Raw genomic sequence first — 20,390 nt, forward strand, 5'->3', positions numbered from 1 at the left:
CTCAGCCACGGCTGCCGCCCTGCTCCCACGCCGCGGTGACCATGTCGGCCAGGGTCTCGTCGGCGTCGCGGTGCCCCACGGACGCCGCCGCGGCGGACATCGCCGTGAGCCGGTCGGCGTCACGCAGCAGCGGCACGACCTCACGCTCGATCCAGGCGGGGTCGACGTCGGCGTCCTCGACGAGCAGGCCACCGCCGGCGGCGACGACGCCGGCGGCGTTGAGCCGCTGCTCGCCGTTGCCGATCGGCAGGGGCACGTAGACGGCCGGCAGGCCGACGGCGGTCAGCTCGCAGACGGTGTTGGCCCCGGCGCGGCACACGACGGCGTCGGCCGCGGCGTAGGCGAGGTCCATCCGGTCGACGTAGGGCAGCACGACGTACGGCACCGTCTCGTCCCCGCCCATGGCGACGAAGTCCTTGCCGGCACCCGTCGCATGGAGGACCTGCACCCCGGCGTCGCGCAGCGTGGCCACGCTCGCCGCGAAGGCGTCGTTGAGCCGCTTCGCGCCGAGCGAGCCGCCGGTGACGAGGAGGACGGGCAGGTCGTCGCGCAGCCCGAGTCCCGCGCGTGCCTCGGGGCGGACCGCGGCCCGGTCGAGGGTGACGATCTCCGGCCGCAGCGGCATGCCGATGACCCGGCCACCCGGGAGCTTCGTCCCGGGGAAGGTCATGGCGATGTGGTCGGTGAACCGGGCGCCGACCTTGTTGGCGACACCGGCGCGGGCGTTCTGCTCGTGGATGACGATCGGGATGCCGGCCTTGCGCGCGGCCAGGTAGGCGGGTGTCGAGACGTACCCGCCGAAGCCGACGACGACCTGGGCGTCGACCCGCTCGATGGCCTTGCCGGCGGCGGCGACGGCGCGCCGCAGGTTGACCGGCAGGCGGACGAGGTCGCCGGAGGGCCTGCGGGGCAGCGGCACCTTGGGGATCGTCGTGAACTCGTACCCGCGCTCGGGCACGAGCCGCGCCTCCAGGCCCTCGCTCGTCCCGAGGGCGAGGATCTGCACCCCGGGGTCGCGGCGGCGCAGGCAGTCGGCGAGGGCGAGCAGCGGGGAGACGTGACCCGCCGTGCCACCTCCCGCCAGCAGGATGCGTGAGGGGCGGGTGGGAGTCATCGCTGCGAGGTCCTCCTGCTCGGGATCCGGGCGAGCAGGGCGCGCGCCCGGGACGGCTTCGCCGCGATCATCTCAGAGCATCCGGGCTCGCTCCGCGCGAAGCTGAGCAGGATGCCGACGGCGAGCATCGTCGTGACGAGCGACGAGCCACCGGAGGAGACGAAGGGCAGCGGGACACCGATGACCGGGAGCATCCCGGTGACGGCGCCGATGTTGATGATCGCCTGGGTGAGCACCCACGTGCAGATGCCGGCCGTGGCGATGCGGACGAAGAAGTCGTCGGTGCGGGTCACGAGCCGCAGCGCGGCCAGGGCGAAGGCCGCGAACAGGGCGAGCACCGTCAGGGTGCCGAGCAGCCCGAGCTCCTCGCCGATGATCGCGAAGATGAAGTCGTTGTACGGCTCGGAGAGCCAGCCCCACTTCTCGCGGCTGGCGCCGAGGCTCACGCCCAGCCAGCCACCGTCGGCGAGGGCGTAGCGGCCGTGGACCGACTGCCGGCAGATGCCGTAGAAGAGGTCGGTCCCGGGCGCGCACTGCGAGGGGTCGAGCCAGATCTGGATGCGCTCCATCCGGTTGTTGCCGATCTGGGCGGCCAGCGCGCCGAGGCCGAGCGCGACGCCCAGACCGGCCGCGAACCAGCGCTTGCGCACGCCCGCGGTGAAGAGCATGCCGATGACGATCGCGCAGATCACCATCGCGGTGCCCATGTCGTGCCCCGCCATGACGAGCCCGACGACGACCAGTGCGCCCGGCAGGACGAAGGGGACGAGCGCGTGCTTGATCGAGCCGAGCAGCGCGCGCTTGCGTTCCAGGACCAGCGCGCCGGCGAGGACGAGACCGATCTTGGCGACCTCGCTCGGCTGGATCGACAGCGAGCCGACACCGATCCAGTTGCGGTTGCCCTGGAAGCCGAAGCCGAGCGGGGTGAGCACGAGGCCGAGGAGCACGACCGACACGAGCGCGGCGGGCAGCGCGGTTCGCTTCCAGAAGAGGACGCTGCGGCGCGAGGCCCACCACAGGGCCGCGCCGCCGATCACCGCGAAGACGAACTGCTTGAGGAAGATCGTGAAGGAGGAGTCGTTCTCCTTCAGCGAGATGATCATGGAGGCCGACAGGACCATGACCAGGCCGATGCCGACGAGGACGCCGACGACCCCGAGCACGAGGTAGTAGGTCGTCATGGGCGACTCGAAGCGCGCCGCCCACTGGTCGAGCCAGGTGGTGCGGGTCGCGCGCGTGCCGGCGCGACCGCGTCCGGTCGCTGCACTGCTGCTCACGCGCTCACTCTCCCTGCAGGTACCGGTCCACCGCCGCGGCGAAGGCGTCGCCGCGTGCTCCGTAGTTGTCGAACATGTCCATGGACGCGGCCGCCGGAGCCAGCAGCACCACGTCGCCGGGCTGCGCGAGCTCTCCCGCGTGCCGGACCACGAGGTCCATCGCCCCAGTGTCGGCCGCGGCGATGTCGATCACCGGGACATCCGGCGCGTGTCGGGCGAGCGCCTCGGCGATCTGGTCGCGGTCGCGACCGATGAGCACGACGGCCCGCAGCCGATCGGCCGCGGCGGCGACGAGCTCGTCGACGTCGGCCCCCTTGAGCAGTCCGCCGGCGACCCAGACCACCCGCTCGTACGAGGTCAGGCTGGCCCGGGCGGCGTGCGGGTTGGTCGCCTTGGAGTCGTCGACCCAGTGGACCCCGCCGGCCGTCGCCACGTGCGCGATGCGGTGCGGCTCGGGTCGCCACCGGCGCAGCCCGTCGCGCACGGCGACGGCCGGGACGCCGTGGGCGCGGGCCAGCGCGGCGGCGGCCAGGGCGTTGGCGACGAGGTGCGGCGCGACGCTCGGGGCGTCCCCCTGCACGTCGGCGAGGCTGCCGAGCTCGGCGGCGGAGGTGGCCCGGTCCTCGACGAAGGCCCGGTCGGCGAGGACGTCCTCGACGAGCCCGAGCATCGACGGGCCGGGGGTGCCGAGGGTGAACCCGATGGCCCGGCAGCCTTCGACGACGTCGGCCTCCTCGACGAGCCGTCGGGTGACCGGGTCCTGCTCGTTGTAGACGCAGGCGACCTCGGCGTTGGCGTAGACCTTGCCCTTGGCCCGCGTGTACTCCTCGAGCGACCCGTGCCAGTCGAGGTGGTCCGGCGCGATGTTGAGGCACGCCGCGGCCTGCGGACGCAGGGAGTCGCTCCAGTGCAGCTGGAAGCTCGACAGCTCGACGGCGATGACGTCGTAGGGCTGCGGGTCCTGCACGAGGTCGAGGACGGGCGTACCGACGTTGCCGGCGCTCGCGGCGCGCAGGCCGGCAGCCCGCAGCATCGAGGTGAGCATCTGCACGGTCGTCGTCTTGCCGTTGGTGCCGGTGACGAGCAGCCAGGGGGCTCCCCCTTCGCGCGGACGCATGCGCCACGCCAGCTCGACGTCGCCCCAGATCGGGATGCCGGCTGCCGCCGCCGCCGCGAGGAGCGGCTGGTGCGGCGGCCACCCCGGTGAGGTGACGACGAGGTCGATCTCGTCCGCAGGGACGGGCAGGGACTGCTCGGCGCCCTCGCCGAGGTGCAGCTCGGCGTCCAGGACCTCGAGGATCTGCGCGCGCTGCCCCATGGGCGTGCCCTCGACGGGCGCCGTGCCGTCGACGACCCGCACGTGCGCGCCGTGCTGGAGCAACGCGTCGGCGGCGGCGAACCCGGAGACGCCGAGCCCGGTGACGAGCACGCGCAGCCCGGCCCAGTCGGCCTCGGCGCAGGTCAGCGTCGCCAGCCGCTCGGCACGACCAGCGGTCACGGTGCCCCCACGACCCACTCGGCGTAGAAGATCGCCAGGCCGATGGCCACGAAGAGGCCCGCGATGATCCAGAAGCGGATGACGATCGTGACCTCCTGCCAGCCGAGCAGCTCGAAGTGGTGCTGCAGCGGCGCCATCCGGAAGACACGCTTGCCGGTGGACTTGAAGGAGGCGACCTGGATGATCACCGAGAGGGTGATCGTGACGAAGAGACCGCCGAGGATGATGATGAGCAGCTGGGTGCGCGAGAGGATCGCCAGCCCGGCGAGGGCGCCGCCGAGGGCGAGCGAGCCGGTGTCCCCCATGAAGATCTTGGCCGGCGAGGCGTTCCACCAGAGGAAGCCGAAGCAGGCTCCCGTCGCGCCGGCGGCGACGACCGCGAGGTCGAGCGGGTCGCGCACGTCGTAGCACTTGCTGACCGGGTCGACCTGGCAGTTCTGGTTGAACTGCCAGATCGAGATGACGACGTAGGCCGCGAAGACCATGACGGAGGAGCCGGTCGCGAGGCCGTCGAGCCCGTCGGTGAGGTTCACGCCGTTGGAGGTGCCGGCGATCATCAGGTTGCTCCACAGGATGAACAGGATCAGCCCGACGATCGGTCCGGCGAAGTACAGGTCGAGGTTGGTGTCGCGCACGAAGGAGATGTGCTCCGACGCCGGGTAGCGCTTGGCCTCGTTGGGGAACTGCATGGCGAGCACGGCGAAGGAGACGCCGACGAAGGTCTGGCCGAGCAGCTTCTCCCGCGACTTCAGCCCGAGGCTGCGCTGCTTGCTGATCTTGATGTAGTCGTCCGCGAAACCGACCGCGCCCAGACCCACCATGAGGTAGAGCACGAGGACGCCGCTGGCCGTCGGGGACTCCCACACGGCGAGGTGCGCGACGGCGTACGCCGCGACGGTCGCCAGGATGATGATGGCGCCACCCATCGTCGGCGTGCCCCGCTTGGTGTGGTGCGACGTCGGACCGTCGTCCCGGATGAACTGGCCGTACCCCTGCTTGACGAGGTACTTGATGAACATCGGCGTCCCCAGGAGGGCGACGACGAGTGACACGACAGAAGCGATCACCACCGCCTTCACGTGCGGGCCTCCCTCTGGACGATCCGGTCTCCGAGCCACCGTAGCCCGGCATCTCGACTCGATTTGAAGAGGACGACGTCGGGCGCGACGAGCTCCTCGGCCAGCACCGCCTCCGCGGCGCCGGCGTCGGGCACGACCCGCACGCGGATGTCCCGGTCAGCATTGTCCTCCGCGCCGGTCGCGATCGCAGCAGCGGACGCGCCGACGACGAGGATCTCGTCGATGCCGAGGGCGGCGGCCTCACGACCGACGCGCGCGTGCAGCTCGTCGGAGGCCTCGCCGAGCTCGAGCATCGCGCCGAGCACGGCCCACCGGCGCCCGGTCGTCGCCATGGTGGCCAGGCTGCCGAGCGCGGCGGCCATCGAGTCGGGGTTGGCGTTGTAGGCGTCGTTGACGACGACGACCCCGTCGTCGCGACGGGTCACCTCCATGCGCCAGCGGCTCATCGGCCGGGCGGCCGCCAGCGCGGGCACGATCTGCTCGAGCGTCATCCCGGCGGCGTGCGCGGCGGCGATGACGGCCAGGGCGTTGCCGACGTGGTGGCGCCCGACGAGCGCGAGCTCCACGCTGGCCGTGCCGAAGGGGGCGGTGACGGTGAACGAGGCCGCTCCGGTGTCGTCGACGGTGACGTCGGTGGCCCGGACCTCAGCCCGCTCGGACTCGCCGACGAGGACGACCCGGGCCGAGGTCCGCCAGGCCATCGCCGCGACGAGGGGGTCGTCGGCGTTGAGCACCGCGACGCCGTCGTCGGGAAGGGAGGCGGGCAGCTCTCCCTTCGCCTGCGCGATCGCCTCGACGGAGCCGAACTCGCCGACGTGCGCGTGGCCGACGTTGAGGACGATGCCGATGCGCGGCGGAGCGATGCGGGTGAGGTACTTCACGTGACCGATCCCCCGGGCGCCCATCTCGACGACGAGGTGGCGGGTGCTCGGGGTGATCCGGCAGACCGTGAGGGGCACGCCGACCTCGGAGTTGTAGGAGCCGACCGGCGCGACGGTCTCGCCGTCGGCGGCCAGGACGCTCCCGAGGAGGTCCTTGGTGCTCGTCTTGCCCGAGGAGCCGGTGATCCCGATGACCGTGAGGTCGGGGCGGGAGTCGACGAGGTGCCGGGCGAGGGCCACGAAGGCCGCCTGCTCGTCCTGCACGACGACGCACGGCAGGCCGGCCACCTCCCGGGTCGTGAGCGCCGCGACCGCGCCGCGCTCGGCGGCACCGGCCACGAAGTCGTGCCCGTCGGCGCTCTCACCCACCCGCGCGACGTAGAGGCTGCCGGGACCGGCCTCGCGCGAGTCGGTGACGACGGGGCCGTCGACGATGAGGGTGCGGGCCGCCTCGGGCGCGCATCCGTGGAGGCGCCCGCCGGTGGTGTCGGCGACGGCGCCCAGGGTCATGGGGATCATCCGGTGGCGCTCCGGCTCTCGAGGGCGGCCCGCAGGACCGCCCGGTCGTCGTGGTCGCGGACCTCGCCGCGGACCTCCTGGCCCTGCTCGTGCCCCTTGCCGAGGACGGCGACGGTGGCGCCGGGACCCGACTCGTGGGCGATCTCGACGGCCCGCCGGATCGCGGCGACCCGCCCCTCGATGACCTCGAGGCGGGCGCGGGCGCGTGGCCACACGCCGGCGGCGACGGCCTCCCGGATGAGGGCGGGGTCCTCGTCCCGGGGGTTGTCGTCGGTGACGATGACGACGTCGGCGTGCGCGGCCGCGGCCGCCCCCATCCCGGGACGCTTGCCCGGGTCACGGCTGCCGCCGGCTCCGAGGACGACGACGAGCTGGCCGTTGGTCTGCGGACGCAGGGCGGCCAGGGCGGCCCCCACGGCGTCGGGGGTGTGCGCGAAGTCGACGACCGCGAGCGGCAGGTCCTCGCGCTCCGTGTCGGGGACGACGATCTCCATCCGGCCGGGCACCTCGGGGCGGGTGAGGACGGCGCGGGCGACGTCGTGGGGCTCGAGCCCGGAGGTGATCATCGCGATCGCCGCCATGGCGGTGTTGACGCGGTTGAAGTCCCCCGGGAGCGCGGACTCCAGGTGCAGCTCACCGACGGGTCCCGTGAGCGTCATCTGCGGCTGGCGTGGGTCCCCGCCGACGACCCAGTCGGCCTCGACGTCCAGGCGGGAGGTGACGGTCGTGACGGGGACCGCGGCGATGCCGGCCAGGCGCTGCCCCCACTCGTCGTCGATGCAGATGACCCCGTGCCGTGAGCGGGCGGGGGTGAAGAGGCCGGCCTTGGCCAGGAAGTACTCCTCCATCGTCCCGTGGAAGTCGAGGTGGTCCTGGCTGAGGTTGGTGAAGACCGCGACGTCGTAGACGACCTCGTCGACGCGGTGGAGGGTCAGGGCGTGGCTCGAGACCTCCATGACGCAGTCGTCGACTCCCCGCTCCCCCATGACCGCGAGCAGCGCGTGCAGGTCGGTGGTCTCGGGCGTGGTGCGCACGGACGTGATCCGCTCCTGGCCCACGCGGGTCTCGATGGTCCCGATGAGCCCGGTCGTGCGGCCGAGGACCTCGAGCGCGGAGACCGCGAGGTAGGCCGTCGTCGTCTTGCCGTTGGTGCCGGTGATGCCGTACATCGTGGGTCGACGCTGCGCGCTCTCGTAGACCGCCGCGGCGACCCGGCCGAGGACCTCGCGGGGCCGAGCCGTCTCGAGGACGGGCAGGTCGACCCCCTTCGCCTGGATGCGCGCCACGCCGTCGGGGTCGGTGAGGACGGCGACCGCCCCCGCCGCGACCGCCCGGTCGACGAAGTCGGCGCCGTGCGCGCGGGCCCCCGGCAGGGCCGCCCACAGGTCGCCCGGCCGCACGGTGGCGGTGTCGAGGGAGACCCCGGTGACGAGAGTGCCCATGTCCCCGTGGGCAGGGCGGGCCACGCGGTCACCGATGACGTCGGCGACTGCGTGCAGGCTCAGCGGGGTGACCCGCGCGGGGCGAGGGAAAGACACGGTCTGCGACCCTACCCGCCGCTCGGTGCACCACGGTCGCGCAGCAGGCCCGGGGTGTCGGCGCTCGGCTTCTTGGCCAGCGTGGTGCGCACCTTGGGTGCCTTGGCGTCCTGGGGCGTCGGGGGGACCTGCTCCTTCTGCAGGGCGTAGGTCATGACGTCCTTGAAGACCGGGGCGGCCACGACGCCGCCGTAGTACCCCTTGATCGGGCGCTGGAGGATCACCGAGACGACGAGCTGGGGGTCGTCGGCGGGCGCGAACCCGATGAAGCTCGCGGTCTTGCCCGAGTACCCGCCGACCTGGGAGTCGTAGCGGTCGGCGGTGCCGGTCTTGCCCGCGACGCGGTAGCCCTTGATCTTCGCCTGGGGGGCGGTGCCCTGGTCGGAGACCACGCCCTCGAGCATCCGCGAGACCTGGTCAGCGGTCTTCTCCGAGACCGCGCGGGTGCGCTTGCCGGCCGGGGCGGGGTCCCAGCCGCCCTGCCCGTCACCGACCTCCTTGACGAAGGTGGGGTTGATCCGCACGCCGTCGTTGGCGATGGCCTGGAAGACGTTGGTCACCTGCACGGCGGTCGTCGAGACGCCCTGGCCGTAGGTGATCGTGTAGCGCTGCGAGCCGTTCCACGTCTCGGCCTTGGGCAGGAGGCCGGCGGACTCCCCGGGGAACCCGGAGCCGCTCGTGCGCCCGTAGCCGAACTTGCGCAGGTACTCCTCGAGCGTCCTCGGCGACATCGTCTCGCCGATGAGCATCGTCCCGGTGTTGCTCGACTCGGCGAGGGCGCCGGCGACCGTGCGGTACTCGTCGGGGTGGGGGTGGCTGTCGCTCAGCGTCCGGTTACCGCGCTCGAGCGAGTACGGCAGGATCATCGGCGTCTCCGGGGTGATCTCGCCCTCCTCCAGCCCCGCCGCGACGGTGATGATCTTGGAGGTCGACCCGGGCTCGAAGACGTCGCTGAAGGCGAGGTTGGAGTAGACGCCCTTGCCGTCACTGATGTTGTTGGGGTCGAAGGTCGGGTACGACGCCAGCGCGACGAGCTCGCCGGAGTCGACGCGCTGCACGACGACGGTGCCGGAGAGGGCGTTGGTCTCCTTGACCTTGTCCGCCAGCGCGTTCTGCGCGTACCACTGCACGTCGTTGTCGATCGTCAGCCGCACGTCCTTGCCGGACGTGGCCGAGCTGACCTCGTCGGAGGCGTTGGGCAGGCGGGAGCCGTCCTGGGCGATCTCGTAGGTCGACTGGCCGGGCGTGCCCTTGAGCAGGTCGTCGAGCTGCAGCTCGAGGCCGCCGCCGGCCGTCTGGTCCTGCGGCTGGACGAACCCGACGAGCGAGGCGACCGTCGTCGACTGCGGGTAGGTCCGCTGCGAGGAGCGCTCGGAGTAGATGCCGGGGATGCCCAGGGCGTTGATCTTGCGCCAGGCGAGCGGCGAGATGTTCTTGGCGAGCACCCGGTAGCGCAGGTCACCGGTGAGCTTGGGCGTGAGCTCGGCGACGTCGCTGCCGAGGGGCCCGGCGAGGTCCTCGGCCGCACCCTGGACGCCGACGGTGGTGAGCGAGCCGTCGACCCTCTTCTCGTACTCGGGCACGGCCGTCTGGTCGACGATGACCGTGCGTCGCTCCTGGCTCTGCGCGAGGACGGTGTCGTTGGCGTCGTAGATCGTGCCGCGGTGCGCGGGGATCGCCTCGGTCTGGGTGCGCTGACGCAGGGCGTCGGCCGCGACGGCATCGGAGTCGAAGCCCTGGATGCGCAGCAGCTGGGCCGCGAAGAGGCTGAGTACGACGAGGGTGCCGAGGGTGAGAGCGCGCATGCGGGCGCGCGGGTTGCCGCCGGGCGGGACCGCTGCCGCGGACGAAGGGCGTGGAGCGCGCGGGGGGCGGGGTGGACGCGGGGGCGGGGTGGAACCGGGGCGCCGGGCCGGGGAGCTCGCCGGTCGCCTCGTCGCCGTCTTCTTGGCAGCCGTCTGCTTGGCGGCGGTCTTCTTCGCGACCGTCTTCTTCGCGGGGGGACGCTGGGCCGGGGGTCGGCGTCGGCTCACCTCTGGCCCCTCTCCTCGTCGTGCGGTCGTGCGTGCGGTCGTGCGGTCAGCGACGACCCGGTCAGCGACTGGTCGGTGCGGAGACCGTCTCCTTCGATCGCTCGTCCGCGGTCACCGTCGCCGCTGCGTCCACGGTAAAACCGTCGGGCTTCTTGGCGACCGACGCCACGCCGAGGATCTGCCCCTTGTCGGGGTCGATGAAGGCGGCGCTGCCGGCCGGCACCATCCCGAGCTCACCGGCGCGGGTCGCGAGGCGCTGGGGCGCCGAGCGGTCGTTGACCGTCTGCGCGAGGGAGTCCTCGGTGTCGGCGAGCGCGGCGGAGCGGGCCTCCATGGCGGACACCTCGAAGGAGTCCTGCGCCATGAGCGTGTTGAGGCCGAGGACCGCGCCGAGCCCGGCGAGGAGCAGGGCGACGCAGGCGACGGGGAACCACGGCGACCCGGCCCGGTCGGCCGGGGTGACGACGTGGAGGGAGGCGCGCTCGCGGCGGGCGGGCGCGCGGCGCGCGACGGTCGTGGCGACGGACGACTGGCTCATCTGTGGGTGCCTTTCGGTCGGCGTGGAGGTCTGATGCGCTCGGCGCCGCGCAGGCGGACCGAGGCGGAGCGGGGGTTGGTGGCGAGCTCCTGCTCGCCGGGGGTGAGCGCGCCGCGCGTCAGCAGGCGCAGCTCGGGCGCGTGCTCGGGCGGCTCGATCGGCAGGTCGGCGGGTGCGCTCGAGGTGGCTCCGGCCGCGAGCCCGCGCTTGGTGATCCGGTCCTCGAGGGAGTGGAAGGACAGGACGACGAGGCGACCGCCGACCGCGAGCCGCTCGAGGGCGACCGGCAGCGCCGCGGCCCAGCCGGCGAGCTCCTGGTTGACCTCGATGCGCAGCGCCTGGAAGGTCCGCTTGGCCGGGTGCCCGCCGCCGCGCTGCGAGGCCATGGGGATCGTCGCGCGGAGCAGCTCGACGAGCCGTCCGGACCGGTCGAAGGGAGCGGCCTCCCGCTCCCGGACGATCGCCCCGGCGATCTTGCGGGCGAAGCGCTCCTCGCCGAACTCGGAGAGCACCCGCGACAGCTCCCGCGCGTCGTACGTGTTGAGCACCTCGGCCGCGGTGATGCCGGTCGTCGGGTCCATCCGCATGTCGAGCGGTGCGTCGTGCGCGTATGCGAAGCCGCGCTCGGTCTCGTCCAGCTGGAGCGAGGAGACCCCGAGGTCGAAGAAGGCCGAGGTGACGCCTCCGATCCCGAGGTCGTCGAGCACCTCGCCGATCTCGTCGTTGACCGCGTGCACGAGCGTGGCCCGCTCACCGAACCGCGCGAGCCGCTCCCCCGCGAGGCGCAGCGCCTGCGGGTCGCGGTCGATGCCGATGAGGCGCACCTGCGGGTCGGCCTGCAGGACCGCCTCCGCGTGGCCGCCCATGCCGAGGGTGCCGTCGACGTGGATCGCGCCCGGCTGCGAGAGCGCGGGCGCGAGGAGCTCGAGGACCTCGTCGAGCATGACGGGGACGTGGCGGGAGGCCGCGTCGCGGTCGGGCTCGGTGCCGGGGTGCTCCACGGTGCTCCCTTCGTGCTGGTGGTGGGTGGTGGGTGGTCCCCGGTCCGGTGTGCTGCTGCCACCTGGTCCCCATCCGGGACGTTCCGGCCCGGGGGAAGTCGGGTCGGCGCCGTCACGGCTGGAGGCCGGGTGGCAGCTGCGTCACATGAGTCCGGGGATCACTTCCTCGGACTGGTCGGCGAAGGCCTGCTCGGTGCTGGCGAGGTAGTCGTTCCACGCGGCGGTGTCCCAGACCTCGACGCGGGACCCGGTGCCGATGACCGTGCAGTCGCGGTCGAGGCCGGCGTACTGGCGCAGCGCGGCCGGCACGGTGACGCGGCCCTGCTTGTCGGGGATCTCGTCGCTGGCGCCGGAGAGGAAGACGCGCATGTAGTCCCGCGCGGCCTTGCTGGAGGTGGGCGCCTCTTGGAACTTCTGCGTGATCTTCGTGAACTCGTCCATCGGGAAGACGTAGAGGCACCGCTCCTGGCCACGGGTCATGACGAGACCGCCGGCGAGCTTGTCGCGGAACTTCGCCGGGAGGAAGAGCCGGCCCTTGTCGTCGAGCTTCGGGGTGTGGGTACCGAGAAACAACGCGGCCACCTCCCCTTCGTGTCGACCCTCATGGCTCCCTGCCCTTCCTTGTTCCACCACTTTACTCCACTGGGACCGAAAACACACCCTCCACGGGCCGTGGATCGCGAGCTGGACCCTGGGTTTCGCCTGAGAAATAGGGGGTGGTGCAAAGTGGGGCGATTTTCACGCCAGGTACCGGCGAAGGGCGTCCCTCCCGGCCCCCCTTCGTCCTCGAGGAGCGTCGTGCCGCCGGATCGTGGAGTCGGGGGCACCGCGCGACGTAGGGTCGGGAGCACATCGGAGTGGCGTGGGGCGGCGGACGTCGTCCCGGATCGGAGTCGTGGTGACACTCAGCAGGGAAGGCGTCCCCTCGGCGCCTGCGCCCCCGAGCGCACTCGACCAGGTCCGCGCGGTCGGCCGCGAGCTCGCCGAGGCGATGAACGCCGTCATCGAGGGCAAGCCGGAGGTCGTCGACACCGCCGTCACCGTGCTGCTGGCCGAGGGCCACCTGCTCATCGAGGACGTGCCCGGGGTCGGCAAGACGATGCTGGCGAAGACCCTGGCCCGCAGCATCGACGCGTCGGTGCGCCGGGTGCAGTTCACGCCGGACCTGCTGCCGAGCGACATCACCGGCGTGAGCATCTTCAACCAGGACCAGCGCGAGTTCGAGTTCCGTCCCGGCGCGGTCTTCGCCAACGTGGTCGTCGGTGACGAGATCAACCGCGCCTCACCCAAGGCGCAGTCGGCCCTCCTGGAGTGCATGGAGGAGGCGCAGGTGACCGTCGACGGGCACACCTACGCGCTGCCCCACCCCTTCATCATCATGGCGACGCAGAACCCCGTGGAGATGGAGGGCACCTACCCCCTCCCGGAGGCGCAGCGCGACCGGTTCATGGCCCGGCTGTCGATGGGCTACCCCACCGCCGGCTCCGAGGTCGCGATGCTCGACCACCACGGCGCGCGCTCGCCGCTGCAGGACCTGCGTCCGGTGACCGATGCCGCGACCATCAGCCGCCTCGTCGCCGCGGTGCGCACGGTCCACGCCTCGAGCGCGGTGCGCCAGTACGTCGTCGACATCGCGACGGCCACGCGCACCAGCTCGCTCGTGCGCCTCGGCGCCTCCCCGCGCGCCACCCTCCACCTCCTGCGCGCCGGCCGGGCGCGCGCGGCGCTCAGCGGGCGCCACCACGTGCTGCCCGACGACATCCAGGCCCTCGCGCCGGTCGTCCTCGCGCACCGGCTGCTGCTGAGCAGCGAGGCGCAGCTCGCCCGACGGGAGCCCGCCGACATCGTCACCGAGCTCGTGCAACGCACCCGCGTGCCTGCCTCTCGGTGAGTGGGCACCGGTGACCGCGCGGGGCAAGGGCTTCCTCGGGGCCGGCGTGGTCGTCGGACTGTGCGGGCTCGTGCTCGGGCTGCACGACCTGACCAAGATCGGCGTCCTGCTGGCCCTGCTCCCCGCGCTCGCGCTGCTCCTCGCCCGACGTGACCACGAGCTCGAGGTGACCCGCACCGTCGAGCCGACCCGGATCACCACCGACGGCCACGCCGACGTCACGGTGGAGGTGCGCAACGCCGGCCGGCTCCCGACCCCCCTCCTGCGCGGCGAGGAGCACCTGGCCTACGCGCTCGGCGACCGTCCCCGCCTGCTCATCGCCCCGCTCGAAGGGGGTGGCTCCCGCCGGGTGGGCTACCGCGTCCGCTCGCACGTGCGCGGACGCCACCAGATCGGGCCGCTCACCTTCCGGCTCGCCGACCCCTTCGGCCTCGTGACCCGGGCCGTGACGGTGCCGGACACGACCTCGCTCGTCGTGCTCCCCCGGGTGCTGCCGCTCACGCCCGTGCGCGGGGTGGGCGCGGGCGGTGGCGGCGAGACCTCCGCCGCCTCACGGGTCTCGCTCCAGGGCGAGGACGACGTGGGCGTGCGGGAGTACCGCATCGGTGACGACCTGCGGCGCATCCACTGGCGCTCGACGGCCCGGACCGGGGAGACGATGGTCCGCCAGGACGAGCAGCCCTCGCGGCGGAGGGCGCTCGTCCTGCTCGACGACCGTGCGGTCGCGCACGCCGGTACGGGCAACGGCGGGTCCTTCGAGTGGTCGGTCACCGCGGTCGCGTCCATCGTCACGCTCCTGCTGTCCGAGCGCTTCGAGGTCCACCTGTGCCTGGCCTCCGACGAGGCCGGCGCGGTGCGCCCCCTCGAGGGCCTCGACCACGCGCTCGACGAGCTCGCCGCCGTGGAGCCGCGGGCGACGACCAGCCCACGGGGGCTCGTCGAGTCCCTCGACGACTTCATGCAGCACGGGGGCGGGCTCGTCATCGGGGTCGTCGGCGACCTCGGCGACGACATCGCCGACCTGTGCACGGCCCGCTCGCGCCACGGGCTCGCGCTCGTCATCGACCGCGGTGGGTTCCACTCCGGTGCTCGCGCTGAGGGAGCTGCGGTCTCGACGGCGCGCATCCTCGCCGGCGGGGGCTGGCACGCCGAGGTCGTCCGCCCCGGCGACGGCCTCCAGGACCAGTGGGCCCGCGTGACCGTCGGGCTGGGGGTCCGGGCATGAGGGGCGACCCGCGCGTCGTCGCCGGCCTCCTCGGCGCGGCGGCCGTCGTCGCGGTCACGCTCCCGCTCGGCGCGCTCTTCGAGGAGGCCCCGTGGATGCCGCCGGCCGTCGCCGGGGTACTGGCCGTCGCGGGCAGCGGGATGCTGCTGCGCGCCCTCACCCCCAACGCGGGTCTGGTCATCGTCGGCCAGACGCTCGCCGCGACGCTCTACGTCCTGCTGACCCAGCTGCGCGACACCCTCTACGCCGGGCTCCTGCCCACCCCCGAGACGCTCGCCGCCCTGACCGACCACGTCGCCGACGCGCAGCGGACGGTCACGACCTACGCCGCGCCGGCCCCGTCCACCCCGGGCATCGTCGTCATGCTCGTCATCATCGTCGTGGTCGTGACCCTGGCGGTCGACATGTCGAGCGCCACCGCCGGGTCGCCGACGGTCGCGGGGCTCCCGCTCCTGTCCCTCTTCCTCGTCTCCGCGGCGAACTCCGGCGGGTCGCTGCACTGGGGCTGGTTCCTCGGGGGCGCCGGCCTCTGGCTCGCGATGGTCGTGCACCAGTCCGACCTCGACCTGCGGGGCTGGGCCACCTCGATCCCGCTCCTCGCTCAGGGCGACGGCCAGCAGTCCGCGACCCGCGCCCACCGCTGGCAGGCGGTCCGCCTCGGCGCGATCGCCATCGCCGGCGCCGTCGCCGTCACCACGGTCGTGCCGCACATGCCCACGCGCTTCGTGCTCGACGGGCTCGGTCGGCGCGGGACGGGCGTCGGCGACGGCACCGGCATCCGCCTGTCCACCCAGCTCGACCTCAAGCGCAGCCTCGAGTCGCCCAGCCAGGTCCCGGTCCTGCGCTACACGACCGACGACCCGACCCCGCAGCCGCTGCGGGTGGCGGTCGTGGAGGACTTCACCGACGGGTTCGGCCGGATGACCTCGCGCACCCGCCAGCCGCAGGAGGGCTTCGTCCCGCGCGATCCCCTGGCCGACCTGCCCGAGGGCGTCGCCCGCGACCGTCGCAATGTCATCGTCGAGGACAACAGCGTGTCCGCGCCGCAGCTGCCCCTGCCCGCGCTCGTCGACTCCGCCGACCTCGGCGGCATCGCGTGGTCGCTGGGGCGCGACGGCACCGCTCGCGTGCAGCGCACCCCCGGCACCTACTCCGCGTCCTTCACCGAGCTCGACCCCCAGGACGAGGACTTCCCCGCGGGCAGCACCCAGCTCGCCGACCCCGTCGACCCGACGGCCTACCGGGACGAGTACCTCACCCTCGACCCCGGGTCCTCCGTCGAGATCACCGAGCTCGCCGACTCGCTGACGACGCCGGGTGAGAGCGAGATCCGGGCCGCCCGGGCGATCCAGGAGTACCTGCGCGGGCCCGATTTCGACTACGACCTGGAGCTCCCCCCTTCGCCCCCGGGCCGGGACCCGGTCGTGCACTTCCTACGGACCAAGGTGGGCTACTGCCAGCAGTTCGCCACGACGATGACCCTGCTCGCCCGCGCCCGCGGCATCCCCGCGCGCGTCGTCGTCGGCTTCCTCCCCGGCTCCTCCCCCGACGGCCGGCAGCGGGTCGTGCGCGCCAGCGACGCCCACGCGTGGCCGGAGCTGTACTTCGAAGGCGTGGGCTGGGTGCGGTTCGAGCCGACGCCCGGGGCGCGCGCGGCCTCCGTCCCCGGCTACACGATCCAGACCTCCGAGACAGGCGACTCGACGGACAGCGCGACGTCCAGCTCGTCGACGACGAGCAGCTCGTCCGCCGCGGCCCAGCCCGGCGAGGAGGCGACGTCCGTCGACCCCACGGCGGTCGCGGACGAGGGCACCCCCCGGTGGGTGTGGTGGCTGCTCGGTCTCGCCGGACTCGCGCTGCTGCTCGCGATCGTGCCGGTCACGGCGCGGCTCTCCCGACGTCGCGGGCGCTCGCGCGCCGAGGACGACGCCGCCCGGGTCGAGCGGGAGTGGCAGGAGCTGGTCAGCCAGCTCGACGACCTCGGCATCCGGGCACCCGTGGGGTCCACCCCGCGGCAGGCCGGTGCCTGGCTCGGCCACCGCATGGCCCTCGAGCCACACGTGCAGGACCAGCTGGACCTCGTCGTGAGGACCCTGGAGACCGCGCGCTACGCCCCGGCCGGCAGCCAGCTGCCCGATGTGTCCCACGAGGTCGACGCGGTCGTCGGACGGGTCCGCTCCAGCCGTCAGCGCTCGGCCCAGGTGCGCTCGCTGCTGTGGCCCCAGGACGGCGTCGACACCTGGCGCGCGCTCGGCCGCGCCCTCTCGCGGCGCCTGACCCGGCGCCGCTGAGGGGTGGCGGTCAGTCGAGGTAGTCGCGCAGGACCTGCGAGCGGCTCGGGTGACGCAGCTTGCTCATGGTCTTGGACTCGATCTGGCGGATGCGCTCACGCGTCACGCCGTAGACCTTGCCGATCTCGTCGAGCGTCTTGGGCTGGCCGTCGGTCAGGCCGAAGCGCATGGAGACGACGCCGGCCTCCCGCTCGCTGAGCGTGTCCAGGACCGAGTGCAGCTGCTCCTGCAGGAGCGTGAAGCTCACGGCGTCGGCCGGTACGACCGCCTCGGAGTCCTCGATGAGGTCACCGAACTCGGAGTCACCGTCCTCGCCGAGCGGGGTGTGCAGCGAGATGGGCTCGCGACCGTACTTCTGGACCTCGACGACCTTCTCCGGCGTCATGTCCAGCTCCTTGGCCAGCTCCTCCGGGGTGGGCTCACGGCCCAGGTCCTGGAGCATCTGGCGCTGCACACGGGCGAGCTTGTTGATGACCTCGACCATGTGCACCGGGATGCGGATGGTGCGGGCCTGGTCGGCCATGGCGCGCGTGATGGCCTGGCGGATCCACCACGTCGCGTACGTCGAGAACTTGTAGCCCTTGGTGTAGTCGAACTTCTCGACCGCACGGATCAGGCCGAGGTTGCCCTCCTGGATGAGGTCGAGGAAGAGCATGCCGCGACCGGTGTAGCGCTTGGCGAGCGAGACGACGAGTCGCAGGTTGGCCTCGAGCAGGTGGTTCTTGGCGTTCTTGCCGTCCTGAGCGATCCACCACAGCTCGCGCTTGAACTTCATGTCGATCTTCTCGCCCGAGGCGAGCTTCTCCTCCGCGAACAGGCCGGCCTCGATGCGCTTGGCGAGCTCGACCTCCTGCTCGGCGTTGAGGAGGGCGACCTTGCCGATCTGCTTGAGGTAGTCCTTGACCGGGTCTGCGGTGGCACCGGCCGTCACGACCTGCTGCGCGGGAGCGTCGTCCTCGTCGTCGTTGCTGATCGTGAAACCGGACTTCTCGTCCTGCTCGGTCTCGGGCTTGGCCTTCGCCTGCGCCGGGTCCTCGCCGATGACCTCGTCCTCGTCGGGATCCGGCTCCTCGGCCGTGGTCGTCGTCGGGTTGGCGGCCTTGTTGGCGGCGGTCTTCTTCGCAGCGGTCTTCTTGGCGGCGGCCTTCTTCACCGGGGCCGCCGCGGCGGCCGCAGCCGCCTTGGGGGCGGCGGTCTTGGTGGTCGCCTTCTTCGCCGCGGTCTTCTTCACGGGCGCCGCGGTCTTCTTCACTGGCGTAGCGGTCTTCTTGGTCACCGCCTGCTTCGCGGGGGCCTTCTTCGCCGTCGTCTTCTTGGCGGACGTGGACTGTGGCACCTGAACCTCGATTCCTTGGTCGTCGAGCGCCCGCAGGACGACCCGCCCCCGGCTGGGGCTGATCTGCGCGTCGCCGAAGGCGGCCTGCAGCTCGTCACTGGTGATGGATCCGGTCGTGTGGCCCTTGCGGACCAGCTCCTGGAGCGATGGGTGCGAGAACTCCTTGGGGAGGGAGCCCTGCGCCCCGTCGGACCGTGGGGACACAGCAGTCACCAACAACCTTTCGTCACGGAAGAATCCGCCGGGACCTCCAAGGGGTGGCGTTCGTCCCTCGGGCTCCGACTCGCCCGGTCGCTGCGCGCTGGGCTCGTCACCATTATAAAACGCGGTGCGCCGAAATGCCGCAGCGGGCGCCCCGAAGGACGCCCGCTGGGTCGGTTGGTGCCGTGCGTGGCGGCTCAGCGCGCCTTGACGGCGAGCACGTCGCACGGCGCGTCGAGCAGCACCCGCTGGGCGTTGGAGCCGAGGATCAGCTTGCCGACCGGCGTGCGCTTGCGCAGGCCGATGATGATCAGGCTGGCGTCGGTCTCCTCGGCGACGACGATGAGGTCCTCGGCCGGCTCCTTGCCACGGACGAGCCCGCGGACCTCACCCTCGACGCCGGCCTCCTCGAGACGGGTCCGGACCTGTTTGAGGTCCTGCTCGTTCTTGCGTGCGATGTCGCCGCTCATCCCCACGCCCCCCCGGTCGGAGTGGATGACGACGAGCGGCTCCTTGCGCAGGTGGCACTCCTCGAAGGCCCGCTCGAGAGCGGCCTCGCCCTCCTTGGTGGACACATACCCCACGACGATCGTCATCGATGCTCCTCAACAGATACTCGGTTCCTGAATGACCTGTGCCAGACGCTACACCGGCGGCGCGTGACGTGTCTCACTCACACGCGGCCGTGTCCCCGGCGAGCACGCGGCGGAGCAGCCCGGCGACCTGGTCGACCTCGGTGAGGAACCCGTCGTGGCCCACCCGGGAGGAGATCGTCGTCAGCTGCGCCCGTGGGTGCAGTCGCGCGAGCTCCTCCGAGAGGCGGGGCGGGTAGAGACGGTCGGAGTCCACCGGCGCGAGGACCAGGCGACCGGCGAAGGGGGCGAGCGCCGCCTCGACCCCGCCGCGCCCGCGACCCAGGTCGTGCGAGTTCATCGCCTCGGAGAGCACCGCGTACGAGTTGGCGTCGAAGCGACGCGCGAGCTTGCCGCCGTGGTGGTCGAGGTAGCTCTCCACGGCATAGCGCGGACGACCGCACTCCCCCGCCGGCTCGTCCTGCTCCCGGCGACCGAAGCGCTCGTGCAGCTCGATCTCGCTGCGGTAGGTCACGTGGGCGATGCGGCGGGCGATGCCGAGACCGACCTCAGGACCCTGCGGGTGGTCGTAGTAGTCGCCGTCGGCGAACCAGGGGTCGTTGCGGATCGCGAGGATCTGGGCCTGGCTCCAGCCGATCTGCTCCGCAGTCGCGTAGCCGCTCGTGGCCAGGGCGATGGCGGTACCGACCCGGTCGGGGTGACCAGCCGCCCACTCGAGGGTGCGCATGCCGCCCATGGAGCCGCCGATGACCGTGTGCCAGCGCCCGATGCCCAGCGCGTCGGCGAGCGCCGCCTCTGCCGCGACCTGGTCGCGGATCGTCAGCCGGGGGAAGCGCCCACCCCACGGCCGACCGTCCGCTGCGAGCGTCCCGGGACCGGTGCTGCCCTGGCAGCCGCCGAGGACGTTGATCGCGACGACGAAGTACTCGTCGCTGTCCAGGGGGGCGCCGGACCCGATCAGGCCCGGCCACCACCCGTCGGTCGGGTGTCCCGGACCGGCCTGGCCCACGACGTGGCTGTCGCCGGTGAGGGCGTGCTCGACGAGGACCGCGTTGTCCCGGGCCGGGTCGAGCTCGCCCCAGGTCTCGTAGGCGAGCACCACGTCAGGCAGGCGTTCGCCGGACTCGAGCGTGAGGTCCCCGATGCGCAGGAAGTGCCGGTCCCCCGGCTCGTCGCCGTCGCGCCACAGCGCGGTGTTGCTGGGGGGTGTGGTGGTGACGCTCATCGACGGTGCTCCCGGGGTCTCGCCTTGCCGCACCACTGCGATGCGGCCCGGTCATCACCCGGGGCACCCCGTCGCGAGGAGGGTTGCCGGCCAGCAAGCCGGGGCTTGACGCTGGCACTCATGACCTGGCGACAACTCTAACCACAGCGG

Annotated in this window: 16 protein-coding genes and 1 riboswitch; of the genes, 3 read left to right on the top strand and 13 right to left on the bottom strand. The window is 72.6% G+C overall.

All coding sequences use genetic code 11. The features are described from left to right. Window position 1 precedes the first annotated feature (1 nt). The 10 genes from murG to mraZ form a co-directional block, all read right to left on the bottom strand. Window positions 2-1,114, bottom strand: a complete 1,113-nt coding sequence (murG, locus tag JT1_RS07150) for an undecaprenyldiphospho-muramoylpentapeptide beta-N-acetylglucosaminyltransferase (protein WP_068324952.1) — start codon at window positions 1,112-1,114, stop codon at window positions 2-4. Continuing rightward, window positions 1,111-2,391 carry a putative lipid II flippase FtsW gene (gene ftsW, locus JT1_RS07155; RefSeq protein WP_068324953.1) on the bottom strand — a complete coding sequence of 427 codons (1,281 nt, stop codon included), beginning with the start codon at window positions 2,389-2,391 and terminating at the stop codon, window positions 1,111-1,113. The genes murG and ftsW overlap by 4 nt, the downstream gene beginning before the upstream one ends. 4 nt (window positions 2,392-2,395) lie before the next feature. Continuing rightward, window positions 2,396-3,889, bottom strand: coding sequence for a UDP-N-acetylmuramoyl-L-alanine--D-glutamate ligase (murD, locus tag JT1_RS07160; RefSeq protein ID WP_255218283.1), 1,494 nt, complete (start codon window positions 3,887-3,889; stop codon window positions 2,396-2,398). Continuing rightward, window positions 3,886-4,968, bottom strand: a complete 1,083-nt coding sequence (gene mraY / locus JT1_RS07165) for a phospho-N-acetylmuramoyl-pentapeptide-transferase (protein ID WP_068324955.1) — start codon at window positions 4,966-4,968, stop codon at window positions 3,886-3,888. The genes murD and mraY overlap by 4 nt, the downstream gene beginning before the upstream one ends. Beyond that, complete coding sequence (locus tag JT1_RS07170) at window positions 4,965-6,368, bottom strand: UDP-N-acetylmuramoyl-tripeptide--D-alanyl-D-alanine ligase (protein ID WP_068324956.1); 1,404 nt, start codon at window positions 6,366-6,368, stop codon at window positions 4,965-4,967. Before JT1_RS07170 ends, mraY begins: the two co-directional genes overlap by 4 nt. Continuing rightward, the gene (locus JT1_RS07175; RefSeq protein WP_068324957.1) at window positions 6,365-7,906 is read right to left on the bottom strand and encodes a UDP-N-acetylmuramoyl-L-alanyl-D-glutamate--2,6-diaminopimelate ligase; all 1,542 of its coding nucleotides are present in this window, start codon (window positions 7,904-7,906) and stop codon (window positions 6,365-6,367) included. The genes JT1_RS07170 and JT1_RS07175 overlap by 4 nt, the downstream gene beginning before the upstream one ends. Window positions 7,907-7,917: 11 nt before the next feature. After that, a complete protein-coding gene (locus tag JT1_RS07180) occupies window positions 7,918-9,939 on the bottom strand; it encodes a peptidoglycan D,D-transpeptidase FtsI family protein (RefSeq protein WP_245634705.1) in 2,022 nt (673 codons plus the stop codon). A 61-nt stretch (window positions 9,940-10,000) separates the two neighbouring features. Further along, complete coding sequence (gene ftsL / locus JT1_RS07185) at window positions 10,001-10,477, bottom strand: cell division protein FtsL (protein ID WP_068324959.1); 477 nt, start codon at window positions 10,475-10,477, stop codon at window positions 10,001-10,003. Then, window positions 10,474-11,421, bottom strand: a complete 948-nt coding sequence (rsmH, locus tag JT1_RS07190) for a 16S rRNA (cytosine(1402)-N(4))-methyltransferase RsmH (protein WP_068325476.1) — start codon at window positions 11,419-11,421, stop codon at window positions 10,474-10,476. Before rsmH ends, ftsL begins: the two co-directional genes overlap by 4 nt. A gap of 198 nt (window positions 11,422-11,619) precedes the next feature. Beyond that, window positions 11,620-12,051: a division/cell wall cluster transcriptional repressor MraZ gene (gene mraZ / locus JT1_RS07195; protein WP_068324960.1), complete on the bottom strand. Its 432-nt coding sequence runs from the start codon at window positions 12,049-12,051 to the stop codon at window positions 11,620-11,622. A gap of 325 nt (window positions 12,052-12,376) precedes the next feature. Here mraZ and JT1_RS07200 point away from each other — a divergent pair, with 325 nt between their 5' ends. Genes JT1_RS07200 through JT1_RS07210 form a run of 3 tightly spaced genes read left to right on the top strand, consistent with a single transcriptional unit; the run spans window position 12,377 to window position 16,885 of the window. Then, on the top strand, window positions 12,377-13,369 hold the full coding sequence (locus tag JT1_RS07200; RefSeq protein WP_068325478.1) for an AAA family ATPase: 993 nt from the start codon (window positions 12,377-12,379) through the stop codon (window positions 13,367-13,369). 10 nt (window positions 13,370-13,379) lie between these two features. Further along, window positions 13,380-14,594 (top strand): DUF58 domain-containing protein, encoded by a 1,215-nt coding sequence (locus JT1_RS07205; RefSeq protein ID WP_082807531.1) that lies wholly within the window; start codon window positions 13,380-13,382, stop codon window positions 14,592-14,594. Further along, the gene (locus tag JT1_RS07210) at window positions 14,591-16,885 is read left to right on the top strand and encodes a transglutaminase TgpA family protein (RefSeq protein WP_068324961.1); all 2,295 of its coding nucleotides are present in this window, start codon (window positions 14,591-14,593) and stop codon (window positions 16,883-16,885) included. Before JT1_RS07205 ends, JT1_RS07210 begins: the two co-directional genes overlap by 4 nt. A 10-nt stretch (window positions 16,886-16,895) precedes the next feature. Here JT1_RS07210 and JT1_RS07215 read toward each other — a convergent pair whose 3' ends face one another. The 3 genes from JT1_RS07215 to metX form a co-directional block, all read right to left on the bottom strand. Next, entirely contained in the window at window positions 16,896-18,356 is a 1,461-nt protein-coding gene (locus JT1_RS07215; protein WP_439645746.1) for an RNA polymerase sigma factor, read from the bottom strand. Between the two features lie 263 nt (window positions 18,357-18,619). Continuing rightward, the gene (locus JT1_RS07220; RefSeq protein ID WP_068324963.1) at window positions 18,620-19,018 is read right to left on the bottom strand and encodes a universal stress protein; all 399 of its coding nucleotides are present in this window, start codon (window positions 19,016-19,018) and stop codon (window positions 18,620-18,622) included. A gap of 73 nt (window positions 19,019-19,091) precedes the next feature. Continuing rightward, window positions 19,092-20,240, bottom strand: a complete 1,149-nt coding sequence (gene metX, locus JT1_RS07225; protein WP_068324964.1) for a homoserine O-acetyltransferase MetX — start codon at window positions 20,238-20,240, stop codon at window positions 19,092-19,094. Window positions 20,241-20,255: 15 nt separating this feature from the next. Further along, a riboswitch (SAM riboswitch) is annotated at window positions 20,256-20,366 on the bottom strand. Window positions 20,367-20,390: the final 24 nt, after the last annotated feature.

Source organism: Janibacter terrae NBRC 107853 (genome assembly GCF_001591405.1).
Classification (GTDB): Bacteria; Actinomycetota; Actinomycetes; order Actinomycetales; family Dermatophilaceae; genus Janibacter; species Janibacter terrae.